Source organism: Pseudomonas sp. FP2335, from assembly GCF_030687535.1.
Classification (GTDB): Bacteria; Pseudomonadota; Gammaproteobacteria; order Pseudomonadales; family Pseudomonadaceae; genus Aquipseudomonas.
The window spans coordinates 4,879,637-4,892,056 of record NZ_CP117437.1; the positions used below are offsets into that span (position 1 = coordinate 4,879,637).

13 protein-coding genes are annotated in these 12,420 nt (G+C 62.9%); 7 read left to right on the forward strand and 6 right to left on the reverse strand.

What is annotated here, in order from left to right; all coding sequences use genetic code 11:
* Positions 1-15: 15 nt before the first annotated feature.
* From purT to PSH81_RS21960, 5 genes are all read right to left on the reverse strand, one after another.
* Complete coding sequence (gene purT, locus PSH81_RS21940) at positions 16-1,197, reverse strand: formate-dependent phosphoribosylglycinamide formyltransferase (protein WP_152746777.1); 1,182 nt, start codon at positions 1,195-1,197, stop codon at positions 16-18.
* Positions 1,198-1,266: 69 nt separating this feature from the next.
* Positions 1,267-1,734 (reverse strand): VUT family protein, encoded by a 468-nt coding sequence (locus PSH81_RS21945; protein WP_192299528.1) that lies wholly within the window; start codon positions 1,732-1,734, stop codon positions 1,267-1,269.
* A 165-nt stretch (positions 1,735-1,899) separates the two neighbouring features.
* Positions 1,900-2,115: a DUF1289 domain-containing protein gene (locus PSH81_RS21950; RefSeq protein ID WP_226456299.1), complete on the reverse strand. Its 216-nt coding sequence runs from the start codon at positions 2,113-2,115 to the stop codon at positions 1,900-1,902.
* The gene (locus PSH81_RS21955; RefSeq protein ID WP_192299530.1) at positions 2,112-2,636 is read right to left on the reverse strand and encodes a gamma carbonic anhydrase family protein; all 525 of its coding nucleotides are present in this window, start codon (positions 2,634-2,636) and stop codon (positions 2,112-2,114) included. The genes PSH81_RS21950 and PSH81_RS21955 overlap by 4 nt, the downstream gene beginning before the upstream one ends.
* A 37-nt stretch (positions 2,637-2,673) precedes the next feature.
* Positions 2,674-3,276, reverse strand: coding sequence for a CoA pyrophosphatase (locus PSH81_RS21960; protein ID WP_192299531.1), 603 nt, complete (start codon positions 3,274-3,276; stop codon positions 2,674-2,676).
* A gap of 149 nt (positions 3,277-3,425) precedes the next feature.
* Between PSH81_RS21960 and PSH81_RS21965 the strand changes: the two genes are divergently transcribed.
* From PSH81_RS21965 to nagE, 7 genes are all read left to right on the forward strand, one after another.
* Positions 3,426-3,974 carry an NUDIX hydrolase gene (locus PSH81_RS21965; protein ID WP_192299532.1) on the forward strand — a complete coding sequence of 183 codons (549 nt, stop codon included), beginning with the start codon at positions 3,426-3,428 and terminating at the stop codon, positions 3,972-3,974.
* A 36-nt stretch (positions 3,975-4,010) separates the two neighbouring features.
* The gene (locus PSH81_RS21970; RefSeq protein WP_192299533.1) at positions 4,011-4,514 is read left to right on the forward strand and encodes a murein L,D-transpeptidase family protein; all 504 of its coding nucleotides are present in this window, start codon (positions 4,011-4,013) and stop codon (positions 4,512-4,514) included.
* A 262-nt stretch (positions 4,515-4,776) separates the two neighbouring features.
* A complete protein-coding gene (locus tag PSH81_RS21975) occupies positions 4,777-5,535 on the forward strand; it encodes a GntR family transcriptional regulator (protein ID WP_305391473.1) in 759 nt (252 codons plus the stop codon).
* A gap of 9 nt (positions 5,536-5,544) precedes the next feature.
* Entirely contained in the window at positions 5,545-6,651 is a 1,107-nt protein-coding gene (nagA, locus tag PSH81_RS21980; RefSeq protein ID WP_305391474.1) for an N-acetylglucosamine-6-phosphate deacetylase, read from the forward strand.
* Entirely contained in the window at positions 6,644-7,654 is a 1,011-nt protein-coding gene (locus PSH81_RS21985; protein ID WP_370694926.1) for an SIS domain-containing protein, read from the forward strand. Before nagA ends, PSH81_RS21985 begins: the two co-directional genes overlap by 8 nt.
* 36 nt (positions 7,655-7,690) lie before the next feature.
* The gene (ptsP, locus tag PSH81_RS21990) at positions 7,691-10,201 is read left to right on the forward strand and encodes a phosphoenolpyruvate--protein phosphotransferase (protein WP_305391475.1); all 2,511 of its coding nucleotides are present in this window, start codon (positions 7,691-7,693) and stop codon (positions 10,199-10,201) included.
* Positions 10,202-10,228: 27 nt separating this feature from the next.
* Positions 10,229-11,935: an N-acetylglucosamine-specific PTS transporter subunit IIBC gene (gene nagE, locus PSH81_RS21995; protein ID WP_305391476.1), complete on the forward strand. Its 1,707-nt coding sequence runs from the start codon at positions 10,229-10,231 to the stop codon at positions 11,933-11,935.
* Positions 11,936-12,108: 173 nt separating this feature from the next.
* On the opposite strand, the gene PSH81_RS22000 is transcribed toward nagE, so the two are convergent.
* Complete coding sequence (locus tag PSH81_RS22000) at positions 12,109-12,420, reverse strand: NGG1p interacting factor NIF3 (RefSeq protein ID WP_305391477.1); 312 nt, start codon at positions 12,418-12,420, stop codon at positions 12,109-12,111.

The following is a 12,420-nucleotide window of genomic DNA, read 5'->3' on the forward strand; positions in this document are numbered from 1 at the left end:
AAGGGCGCGACGCGGTTACAGCTCTACCACAACAGCCTTCGAAGCACGGGTCGCTTTAGCCCGAGCCGCTTCAATCGACTCATCCCGCGCCAACGCCACGCCCATGCGGCGCTGACCATTCACTTGCGGCTTGCCAAACAGGCGCAACGCCGTATCCGGCTCGCTCAAGGCCGCACCGAGGTTGGCGAATGCCGTCTGGGTCGACTGCCCTTCCACCAGAATCACCGCCGACGCCGAAGGCCCGAACTGACGGATCAAGGGGATCGGCAAGCCCAGAATCGCCCGCGCGTGCAGGGCAAACTGCGACAGATCCTGGGAAATCAGCGTCACCAGGCCGGTGTCATGCGGGCGCGGCGAAACTTCGCTGAACCACACCTGATCGCCCTTGATGAACAACTCCACGCCAAACAGACCACGGCCACCCAATGCTTCGGTGACCGCCTTGGCAACGCGCTCGGATTCGGCCAGGGCAATCGGGCTCATGGCCTGCGGCTGCCAGGACTCCTGGTAATCGCCCTTCTCCTGACGATGACCAACCGGCGCACAGAAGGTAGTGCCGCCAATGTGGCGCACGGTCAGCAAGGTGATTTCGTAGTCGAAGTCGATAAAGCCTTCGATGATCACCCGCCCCTTGCCGGCGCGCCCGCCTTCCTGGGCGTACTCCCAGGCTTTCTGCACGTCGTCGGTGCTGCGCAGCAGGCTCTGGCCCTTGCCCGACGAACTCATCACCGGCTTGACCACGCACGGGAAGCCCAGGTCCTGGACGGCCTTGCTGTAGTCTTCGAAGGTATCGGCGAAGTGATACGGCGAGGTCGGCAGGTCCAGCTCTTCGGCGGCCAGGCGACGGATGCCTTCGCGGTTCATGGTCAGCGAGGTCGCGCGCGCAGTCGGGATCACGGTGAAGCCTTCGGCTTCCAGCTCTACCAGGGTGGCGGTGGCGATGGCTTCGATTTCCGGCACGATGAAGTGCGGCTTCTCGGCCTCGATCACCGCACGCAACGCAGCGCCGTCGAGCATGTTGATCACGTGGCTGCGGTGCGCGACCTGCATGGCCGGCGCATTGGCGTAGCGATCCACGGCAATCACTTCAACGCCCAGGCGTTGCAGTTCGATTACCACTTCCTTGCCCAGCTCACCGCAGCCACACAGCAAAACGCGGGTCGCGGTTGGCGACAATGGAGTTCCGATTCGGGTCATCTCAGGTCCTCAGGGGAGCGGATCATGGGGAGAAAGGCCGGCATTTTACATGAACTGCAAGAATTGGCCTCAGTTGGCGACAGCTCGCTTGTGCACGCGCCAGGCCATGATCAGCCACACCACCGTGACCCCGGCGAATTTCGACACCAGCGCCGTGCCCGCCACGGCCGGGGTAAGCGCACCGATCAAGCCGAAAAAGATAAAGGTATCGAGGGGAATGCTCAGCGCCGAGCTTATCCACAGGCGGTCGTGAAGCGCACGCTTGGTGATGCTGAACACCAGCCAGTCGATGCACTCGGACACCGCAAACGCCGTGGCGCTGGCCAGCGCGATCGCCGGATCGGACGTGACATAGGACAGCACCAGCGCCGCCAGCATGGCGACGATTGCACCGTGGCCGAAGCGGGTTTGCACCATGTCGCGCAGGATAAAGACCAGGCCACCCCAGGCGGACCAGATGACATCCAGGTGCGGGGCGGTGGAGAAGGCGAAGTTGATCAGCACGACGCTGCTGATGTAGGCGATCAGGAAGAGCATGGGAAAGTGGACCTGTGGGTTATGCCGCACAGGGTACTTCACAATTGGAAATATGTCGTCGGGGCGGGCCCCTTCGCGAGCAAGCCCGCTCCCACATTTGGACCGCGTTTATTCTGTAGGAATGCGTTCAACTGTGGGAGCGGGCTTGCTCGCGAAAGCGATCTATCAGGCGCCTGGTTTCCCCGAAACCATAAACACCATCCCCGCCGCCACCGCACGCTCATGGCACAACCCCAACACCACACGGCGCTCGGCATTGTCCATGCGCCCCCAGCGCGTGATCTCATCCACGGTGCGCTGGCAGCCGGTGCAAATATCGTCGTCATCCAGCGCACAAATACTCACGCACGGCGAGGCAACGGGGCGTTCAATCGGGTTCATTCTTCCTGCTCAGCCAAGTCACGCGCATAACGCTGCGAGTTGTGCACATAGTGTGCGGCGCTGGCTTCCAGCATCTTCTTCTGCGCCTCGGTCAACTCACGCACCACCTTGCCCGGCGAACCCATCACCAGCGAGCCGTCAGGAATTTCCTTGCCTTCGCCGATCAGCGAATTGGCGCCGATGATGCAATGCTTGCCAATCCTGGCGCCATTGAGGATCACCGCGTTGATGCCAATCAGGCTGTAGTCGTCGACGGTACAGCCGTGCAACATGGCGTTGTGGCCGATGGTCACGCCGGTGCCCAGGGTCAGCGGGTAGCCCATGTCGGTGTGCATCACGCTGCCGTCTTGCACATTGCTGTTCTTGCCAATCAGGATCAGCTCGTTGTCGCCACGCAACACCGCGTTGAACCAGACGTTGGCGCCCTCCTCCAGCTTGACCTTGCCCACCAGCGTGGCATTGGGGGCCACCCAGCTGTGGGGATGCGTCTCGACGCGGGCGTCGCCCAGGCGGTATTTCATGGTGTGTCCTCACGGCATGCCATTCAAACGATGGCTTTTAGCTATTGATGAAGCTCTTGGGGGGCTGATGCAGGCTGATCTTGGCGTCGTCATAGAGCAGGTTGATCAGCTCGACGATCATGATCGCCGTCAGGCCCCAGATCTTGTATTCGCCAAACCGATAACTGGGCACGTACCAACTGCGGCCCTGGTAATCGATCCTGTGGGTATGTTCACGCGGGTCCTGTCGGAAGAACTCCAAAGGCACGCTGAAAACGGCGGCAATCTCGGCATCGTTGGCCAGGTATTCGACGTAATCGGGGATAACGCCGACATAAGGCGTGACCCGAATGCCATGCAGGGAAATCAACGGGCTCAACGGGCCGATCACCTCCACCAGGCCGGGCGGCAGGCCGATTTCTTCTTCGGCCTCGCGCAAGGCGGTAAAGATCAGGTCCGGGTCTTCGGGGTCACGGCGCCCGCCGGGGAAGGCCACTTCGCCACCGTGGGTCGACAGGCCGCTGGCGCGCAGGGTCAGGATCAGCTCAGGTTCGTCACTACGGGTAATCGGCACCAGCACCGCAGCCTCGGGGAAACGTCCGTCAGTTTCCAGCGTGTGGGGGGTGTGATTGCTTACCCGGCGAAGTAGCTCGTCCAGCATGAGTCATCTCGGTCTGTTGGCTACCTTGCATCATGCACCAAAGCGTGCGGGTGCCCAACCCCAAAACCCTGTCGGTGTCGCGAAACGACAACTTGTTGCAGCGCCCTGCCCTCCACGCCAAGATAGACGCACTTTCCAGGAACCCCAGCATGAATTTCTGCAGCCAGTGCGGTAAACCGGTCACCCAACGCATCCCCGACGGCGACGGCCGCCTGCGTTTTGTGTGTGATCACTGTTCGACCATTCATTATCAGAACCCCAATATCGTGGCCGGCACCGTGCCGGTGTGGGGCGATAAAGTGCTGCTGTGCCGCCGCGCCATCGAACCGCGCCTGGGTTACTGGACCCTGCCCGCCGGCTTCATGGAAAACGGCGAGACCGTCGAACAGGCCGCCGCCCGCGAAACCCTGGAAGAAGCCTGCGCCCGTGTGTGCAACCTGAGCATCTACACCCTGATCGATGTGCCCCACATCAACCAGGTACACATCTTCTACCGTGCCGAACTGGTCGACCTGGATTTCGCCGCAGGCCCCGAAAGCCTTGAAGTGCAGCTGTTCGACGAAGCCGACATCCCTTGGTCCGAGCTGGCTTTCCGCACGGTCGGGCGTACCTTAGAATGCTTTTTCGCTGACCGCCGCCAACAGCAGTTCCCGGTGCGCAGCGAAGCGGTGCCGCCGATGATGCCGTCGCCCAAATAATTCCAGGCAGCACTTTTTCTCAGGGAAACCGTTTTAATGCGTCTGTTGCTCGCTCTTATCTGCCTGTCGTTCGCTACGTTGTCATCGGCCTCCACCGTAGAAACCATCGGCGGCAAAACCGTCGAAAAAGTCCTGGTCCTCAAGTCCGCCCACCAATTGCAGTTGATCAACGACGGCAAGCCCCTCAAGACCTACCGCATTTCCCTCGGCAAGAACCCCAAGGGCCAAAAACTGGTCGAGGGCGACCGCCGCACGCCGGAGGGCCTGTACTGGCTCGACTGGCGCAAGACCAGCGAGCGCTTCAACCTGGCCATGCACATTTCCTACCCCAATATCAGCGACGCCGCACGCGCCCGCCGCGAAGGCGTGAAGCCCGGCAGTATGATCATGATCCACGGCACCCCCGACACCGAAGAATACCCGGAGCAGTGGTTCCACACCCTGGACTGGACCGACGGCTGCATCGGCATGCGCAACGTCGACATGCGGGAAGTGTGGAACCTGGTCAAGGACGGCACCCTGATCGAGATTCGTCCGTAATCGTCGACCGTTCGTAAATTAATTCAAAAAAAATCCCACCTCAGATCACGCCCGCCGGTGAATACCAGTTCACCGCGCCGGGCTGCGCTGTTCTGCGCGCAACAAAGACCTCTCTAATACCACTTGATAACAAGCCCCACTACAGGGCTCTAAAACCCTGGCCCGCACCATTTTGGCTGCATTGACATGGTATTTAAGTGGTATTAATTTCCGGCCAATACCGGGCGACAACACTCCAATAACCGCATCGGAAACCTGAACGATGAACCCCATCCTGGCCCTGCGCCCCGACGACAAGCAATCCACGCCGCTGTACCTGCAACTGGCGCGCAAACTGGAAGCGGCGATCCATGCCGGCCAGTGGACGTCCGAACAGGCGTTGCCCTCGGAACGTGCGCTGTGCGAGCAGTTGAACATCTCGCGGGTCACCGCCCGCAAAGCCCTGGAAGTGCTGTTTGCCCAAGGCCTGATCCGCCGCAGCCAAGGCTCGGGCACCTTTATCACGCCGCGCCTGGAACAGCCGTTGTCACGCCTGTCCGGTTTCAGCGAGATGCTGCGCCTCAAGGGCTTCGTGCCCAGCTCCCAATGGCTGGAGCGCGACATCACCCCGCCGACCCACGAAGAACTGATCCGCCTGTGCCTGTCGCCCACCGACAAAGTCGCGCGCCTCAAGCGCCTGCGCAAAGCCGACGACACGGTGATGGCCATTGAAATGACCGCCATGCCCGCCACCGTCTTGCCCAACCCACAGGTGGTCGGCAGCTCGCTGTACGAATACCTGGAAGGCATTGGCAAACCCATCGTGCGCGCCTTGCAACACATCCAGGCGATCAACGCCTCGGACGAATTCGCCAAGCTGGTCGGCATCGCCCCCGGCACCGCCATGCTGCTGATGACCCGCGTGGGCTACACCGCCGACAACACGCCGATTGAAATCACCGACACCTATTGCCGCAACGACTACTACGACTTTGTCGCAGAGCTGCGCCGCTATGACTTTGCCGCCGAGTTGCGGCCTTAGAGAACTGCCATGTCCGAAGACAATATCCTCACGTCCCACGGCTGGATGCGCGGCCGCCTGGTGCACGAACACGGCAAGGTGGTCGCCATCGACGGCGCGCCTTGCGACCCGGCCAGCAACGATTTGCCCTACCTGCTGCCGGGCTTTATCGACCTGCATGTGCACGGCGGTGGCGGCAAGGACATCATGGAAGGCGTTGCCGCCTTCCAGACCATTACCCGCACCCACGTGCGCTTTGGCACCACGTCAATGCTGGCCACGACCATGACCGCGCCGGTGGACGAGATCTCCCGTGTGCTCGAGCAACTCGGCAGCTTCTGCGAGCAACGCCCTACAGGCTGCGCCCGGGTACTTGGCGTTCATCTGGAAGGGCCCTACATCAATCCGGGAAAACTCGGCGCCCAGCCCAACTTCGCCCACACCGCGTTGATGGATGAAGTGCAAGCCTACCTGCGCCTGGCGCCGATCCGCGTGATCACCATCGCCCCGGAAATCGCCGGCCATGACGCCTTGATCCGCGCCCTCAGCGCACGCGGCATCCGCATGCAGATCGGCCATACCTTGGGCAGCTACGAAGAAGGCGTCGCCGCCCTCGCCGCCGGCGCCAGCAGCTTCACCCATTTGTACAACGCCATGAGCCCGCTGCATCACCGCGAGCCGGGCATCGTCGGCGCCGCGTTGGCCCACGCCAAGTACGCCGAGTTGATCCCCGACTTGCTGCACGTGCACCCCGGCGCCATGCGCGTGGCCTTGCGCGCGATCCCGTGTTTGTACTGCGTCACCGATTCCACCGCCGCCGCCGGCATGCCCGACGGCGAATACAAGCTGGGCAGCCACACCGTGACCAAATGCCTGGGCGGCGTGCGCCTGGCCGACGGCACCCTGGCCGGCAGCACGCTGACCATGGATCAGGCGCTGCGCAACCTGGTGAAAATCGGCCTGCCCATCAGCGAAGCCTCACAACGCCTGTCGCAATTTCCGGCGGACTACCTGGGCCTGGAAGAACGCGGCCGCCTGCAACCCGGCAGCTTTGCCGACTGCGTGCGCCTGGACCGCTCCCTGCAACTCACCGACGTAATGGTCGAAGGAGAAACCATTGACTTCAAAAATGCTTGAAGAGGCCCTGGCCTCCTGCGACGCCGTCGCCGCCCAACTGCAACGCCTGCAGCCGCTGCTCGAGGAAATCGCCGGGCGCCTGCAGCGCCAGCCGCCGCAAGTGGCGATGACCATCGCGCGCGGCAGCTCGGACCACGCCGCCAGCTACTTTGCCTACCTGGCGATGCAGCATGTGGGCATTCCGGTCGCCTCGTTGCCGATGTCGGTGGTGACGTTGCTGCAAGCGCCAATGAAGGTCAGCGGCCAGGTGGCGTTCGGTTTCTCTCAATCGGGACAGAGCCCGGACCTGGTCAACAGCCTGCGCCTGCTGCGCAAGCGCGGCGCGCTGAGTATCTCGATGGTCAACGCCGAAGACTCGCCGCTGGAGGCCGCCTGCGAATTTCACGTACCGCTGTGCGCAGGGCCGGAACAGAGTGTCGCCGCCACCAAGAGCTTTATCGCCACCCTCAGCGCCAGCGCGCAGTTGGTCGGCCACTGGAACGGCGAAGCGGATTTGCTGCAAGCCTGCCAGGCACTGCCCGACGGCCTGCGCGAAGCGGCCCGGCAGGACTGGTCCGCAGCCATTGAAGCCCTGCGCGGTTGCCAGCAACTGATGGTGATCGGCCGTGGTGCCGGGTTTGCCATCGCCCAGGAAGCCGCACTCAAACTCAAGGAAACCTCGGCGATCCAGGCCGAAGCCTTCAGTAGCGCCGAAGTGCGCCACGGCCCGATGGCGTTGATTGGCGACAACTACCCGCTACTGGTCTTCGCCCCACGCGGCGCCGAGCAAGCCGGCCTGTTGAGCCTGGCCGCCGATATGCGCCAACGCGGCGCCCGCGTGCTGCTGGCCGCACCGGACGACATCGCCGAGCGCGACCTGACCCTGAACCGCGCCGAACACCCGAGCCTGGACCCGATCCTGGCGATCCAGAGTTTCTACGTGATGGCCGCAGGCCTCGCCGTCGCCCGGGGCATGAACCCGGACCAGCCGCGCCACCTGAGCAAAGTCACTCGCACTCACTGAGTCGATTGCCGCGTTTTCCTGATGAGTACCGTGCCGATGTCCTACAACAATAATGAATTGACCCTCAGCGCCCCGTTAAGCGGGCCAGTACTGGCCCTCGGCGACGTTCCCGACGAAGTGTTCGCCAGCGGCGCCATCGGCGACGGCATTGCCATCGACCCGCTCAACGACTGCCTGCATGCGCCCTGTGACGGCGTGATCATCCACGTCGCCCGCACCGGGCATGCCCTGACGATTCGTGCCGACAACGGCGCCGAGGTGTTGATGCATGTGGGCATCGACACCGTGGAGCTGAATGGCGAAGGGTTCGCGCTGCTGGTCAAGGACGGTGCACGGGTGAGCCAGGGACAGGCGTTGATACAGTTTGATCTGGACCGCATTGCGCGGCAGTGCAGGAGCCTGGTCAGCCTGATTATCCTGACCAACGGCGAGCACTTTGAACTACGCGCGGTCGCGGGAAAATCCGTCAAGGTCGGCGAGCCGTTGCTGCAGATCGTGGCGCGCTCGGCAGCTGCGGTTGAAGCGCCTGTGGATAACACCGCGAGCGAAAGCAGCGCCAGTGTGCGCATCACCCACCGGGGCGGTTTGCATGCGCGTCCGGCGGCGTTGATCCGCAAGGCGGCCCAGGGTTTCAGCAGCCAGGCGCAGCTGCATTTCGCCGGCAAATCGGCGCCGTGCGACAGCCTGATCGGGCTGTTGGGGCTGGGGATTGGTGAAGGCGATGAGGTGCGCGTCACCTGCCGCGGCAAGGATTCGGCGGCGGCGTTGCAGGCATTGGTCGCGGCGTTGTCAGTGGCGGTCGGCGAAGAACCTCACGCGCCGGTGACTATCACGCCGCGCCGCGCGAACCGCGAAGCCGGTGTATTGCAAGGCGTGTGCGCGGCCCCCGGCCTGGTGTGCGGGCCACTGGTGCGCCTGACCGGTATCGAACTGCCGCAGGACCCCGGCCAGCACTCCGCCGACGAACAGTTGCAACACTTGGACACGGCACTGGAACAGGTACGTAGCGAAATCCGCAGCACCCTCGACCACGCCCGCCAGCGCAAGAACGTCGACGAGGAAGACATCTTCGCCGCCCACCTGGCCCTGCTGGAAGACCCGACCTTACTCGACGCGGCCACCCGCGCCATCGAACACGGCAGCGCCGCCACCCACGCCTGGCGCGATGCGATCCAGGCCCAATGCGCGGTGTTGCTGGGCCTGGGCAAACCGCTGTTTGCCGAGCGCGCCAATGACCTGCGCGACCTGCAACAACGTGTGTTGCGCGCCTTGCTGGGTGAAGCCTGGCATTTCGAACTGCCGGCCGGCGCCATTGTCAGCGCCCACGAACTGACCCCCTCGGACTTGTTGCAGTTGAGCGCACAACACGCCGTCGGCATCTGCATGGCCGAAGGCGGCGCGACGTCCCATGTGGCAATCCTCGCCCGAGGCAAAGGCCTGCCCTGCGTGGTCGCGCTGGGAGCCGAAGTACTCGACGTGCCCCACGGCCAGCGCGTGGTGCTGGACGCCGGCAATGGCCGCCTGGAACTGACCCCCAGCGAAACGCGCCACGCCGAAGTGCACCAGATCCGCGACGCGCAGAAACAGCGGCGCCAACAGCAACAGGCCCAAGCCCAACAAGCGGCGTACACCAGCGATGGCGTGAACATCGAAGTCGCCGCCAATGTGGCCTCCAGCGCAGAAGCCCAAGTGGCGTACGAAAACGGCGCCGATGGTGTCGGCCTGCTGCGCACCGAGTTCCTCTTTGTCGACCGTCGCACCGCGCCGGATGAGCATGAGCAACGCCAGGCCTATCAAGCCGTGCTGGATGCCATGGGCGACAAGACGGTGATCATCCGCACCATCGATGTGGGCGGCGACAAGCAACTCGACTATCTACCGCTGCCGGTCGAAGCCAACCCGGTGTTGGGCCTGCGCGGTATCCGCATGGCCCAGGTGCGGCCTGAACTGCTCGATCAACAACTGCGTGCACTGCTGCAAGTCTCGCCGCTGGCGCGTTGCCGCATCCTGCTGCCGATGGTCAGCGAAGTGGATGAACTGCTGCAGATCCGCCAGCGCCTGGATGAACTCTGCGTCGAGCTCGGACTGACCCAACGCCCGGAACTCGGCGTGATGATCGAGGTGCCCGCCGCCGCGCTGCTAGCCGAGCAACTGGCCAGGCATGCGGACTTCCTTTCCATCGGCACCAACGACCTGTCCCAGTACACCCTGGCCATGGACCGCGACCACGCAGGCCTCGCCGCGCGGGTCGATGCGTTGCACCCGGCGTTGCTGCGGCTGATCGCCCAGACCTGCGCCGGGGCGGCCAAGCACGGGCGCTGGGTTGGCGTGTGTGGCGCCCTCGCCTCCGACCCGCTGGCCACACCGGTGCTGATTGGCCTGGGGGTCAGCGAGCTGTCGGTGAGCCCGCCGCAGATCGGTGAAATCAAGGACCGCGTCCGCCACCTGGACGCGGCGCAATGCCGGCAACTGAGCCAGGGCCTGCTCGACCTGAGCAGCGCCAAGGCGGTTCGCCAAGCCTGTCAACACCACTGGCCGCTGAGCTGACAACAACAAGAAAAAAGGAGACTCGCCATGTACCAACATTTCATCGAAGGCCTGCAACGCCTTGGCCGTGCGCTGATGCTGCCGATCGCGATCCTGCCCATCGCCGGCCTGCTGCTGCGCCTGGGCGACACCGACCTGTTGAACATCGCGGTGATGCACGATGCGGGGCAGGCGATTTTCGCCAACCTCGCGCTGATCTTCGCCATCGGCATTGCCGTGGGCTTTGCCCGCGACAACAACGGCACCGCCGGTCTGGCCGGGGCGATTGGTTACCTGGTGATGATCTCCACCCTCAAGGTGATGGACACCAGCATCAACATGGGCATGCTCGCCGGCATCGCCAGCGGCCTGATGGCTGGCGGGCTGTATAACCGCTTCAAGGACATCAAGCTGCCAGAGTACCTGGCGTTTTTTGGCGGGCGTCGGTTTGTGCCGATTGTCACCGGGTTCAGCGCGGTCGGGCTGGGGGTGATCTTTGGTTTGATCTGGCCGCCGATCCAGCATGGCATCAATAGTTTTGGCGTGTTGCTGATGGAGAGCGGCAGCCTGGGGGCGTTTGTGTTCGGCGTGTTCAACCGCCTGCTGATCGTTACCGGGCTGCACCATATCCTTAACAATATGGCGTGGTTTGTGTTCGGCAGTTTTACCGACCCCGCGACCGGCGCCGTGGTGACGGGCGACCTGACGCGCTACTTCGCCGGCGACCCCAAAGGCGGCCAATTCATGACCGGCATGTTCCCGGTCATGCTGTTCGGCCTGCCCGCGGCGTGCCTGGCGATGTACCGCAATGCATTACCGGAGCGCCGCAAGGTGATGGGCGGGATTTTCCTGTCGATGGCGCTGACCTCGTTTTTGACCGGGGTGACCGAGCCGATTGAATTTGCGTTCATGTTCCTCGCACCGTTCCTGTACTTGATCCATGCGCTGTTGACCGGGCTGTCGATGGCGGTCACCAACATGTTGAATATCCACCTCGGGTTTACCTTCTCCGGTGGGTTTATCGACATGGTGCTGGGTTGGGGCAAGTCCACCAATGGCTGGTTGGTGTTCCCGGTGGGGTTGGCTTACGCGGCGATCTACTACAGCGTGTTCAACTACTGCATTCGTCGTTTCAACCTGAAAACACCGGGGCGTGAGGATGTCCAGGCAGTGCAGGCTGAAGTGATGACCGATAACCAGCGCGCCAGCGCCTATCTCCGGGCGCTGGGCGGTGCCGCCAATTTGCTGAGCGTGGGTGCCTGTACCACACGTCTGCGCCTGGACATGGTCGATCGCAATAAAGCAGTGGATGCGGACTTGAAAGCGTTGGGCGCCATGGCCGTTGTACGGCCGGGGAATGGCGGGAGTCTGCAGGTGGTGGTGGGGCCGATGGCCGATAGCATTGCCGATGAGATTCGGTTGGCGATGCCTACGTTTGTTGCCAGTGCGCCGGTGACGGTTGTGCCTGTGGATAAACCGGTCGCGGTGAACGTGCAGGAGGCCGAGAAATGGCTGGATGCATTGGGTGGCCGGACGAATGTACGGCAGTTGGAAGCGGTGGCAATGACTCGATTGCGGGTGGAGCTGGGGGATGACTCGGTGCTGTCCGAGGCTGACCTGACTGCGCTGGGTTGCCAAGGCGTGAGCCAATTGGATAGCGGTGTTTGGCACTTGCTGATCGGTGACAAGGCGTCGGGGTTGGGTGAGGCGTTGGAACGGTTGGTCAGTGGTCGGCAGGTTGGGGCTGGTGCTTGATTGATCATTGCCTGAACAGGCCCCTTCGCGGGCAAGCCCGGCTCCCACATTTATGATCTGTGAATACATTCGAAATGTGGGAGCTGGCTTGTCTGCGATGAGGCCCTAGCAGACAACAAAAAACCCGCTGACCAAACTGGCCCAGCGGGTTTGTTGTTTTTGCAGCATGCGAATCAGAAATCCGCCAACTGCCACACTTCATACGCTGGCGTCTCGTACGGGTGGCTGAATTTCAAAGCAGCCACAACAGCCGCGATCAACTCATCCGCCACCACCAGCTCAACCTTCCATTCTTCAACCACTTCAACCTGGCCCACTTGCCCGATAAACGGCCGGCTGCCGTCCATCGCGCGGAATTGGCCCCGGCCCAGCACTTGCCAGGCGCAGCTGTCGTAGCTGCCGATGCGCCCGCCGCCAGCTGCGAAGACGGCGGTCTTCACCGTCTCCACATGGCTGTCGGGCACAAAGAAGGCGAGCTTGTACAC

Coding starts and splice junctions, on each gene's coding strand:
- ptsP (WP_305391475.1), top strand. CDS start 7,691: ATGTCCTACAACAATAATGAATTGACCCTCAGCGCCCCGTTAAGCGGG.
- nagE (WP_305391476.1), top strand. CDS start 10,229: ATGTACCAACATTTCATCGAAGGCCTGCAACGCCTTGGCCGTGCGCTG.
- PSH81_RS21975 (WP_305391473.1), top strand. CDS start 4,777: ATGAACCCCATCCTGGCCCTGCGCCCCGACGACAAGCAATCCACGCCG.
- PSH81_RS21945 (WP_192299528.1), bottom strand. CDS start 1,734: ATGCTCTTCCTGATCGCCTACATCAGCAGCGTCGTGCTGATCAACTTC.
- nagA (WP_305391474.1), top strand. CDS start 5,545: ATGTCCGAAGACAATATCCTCACGTCCCACGGCTGGATGCGCGGCCGC.
- PSH81_RS21950 (WP_226456299.1), bottom strand. CDS start 2,115: ATGAACCCGATTGAACGCCCCGTTGCCTCGCCGTGCGTGAGTATTTGT.
- PSH81_RS21960 (WP_192299531.1), bottom strand. CDS start 3,276: ATGCTGGACGAGCTACTTCGCCGGGTAAGCAATCACACCCCCCACACG.
- PSH81_RS21965 (WP_192299532.1), top strand. CDS start 3,426: ATGAATTTCTGCAGCCAGTGCGGTAAACCGGTCACCCAACGCATCCCC.
- purT (WP_152746777.1), bottom strand. CDS start 1,197: ATGACCCGAATCGGAACTCCATTGTCGCCAACCGCGACCCGCGTTTTG.
- PSH81_RS21985 (WP_370694926.1), top strand. CDS start 6,644: ATGCTTGAAGAGGCCCTGGCCTCCTGCGACGCCGTCGCCGCCCAACTG.
- PSH81_RS21970 (WP_192299533.1), top strand. CDS start 4,011: ATGCGTCTGTTGCTCGCTCTTATCTGCCTGTCGTTCGCTACGTTGTCA.
- PSH81_RS21955 (WP_192299530.1), bottom strand. CDS start 2,636: ATGAAATACCGCCTGGGCGACGCCCGCGTCGAGACGCATCCCCACAGC.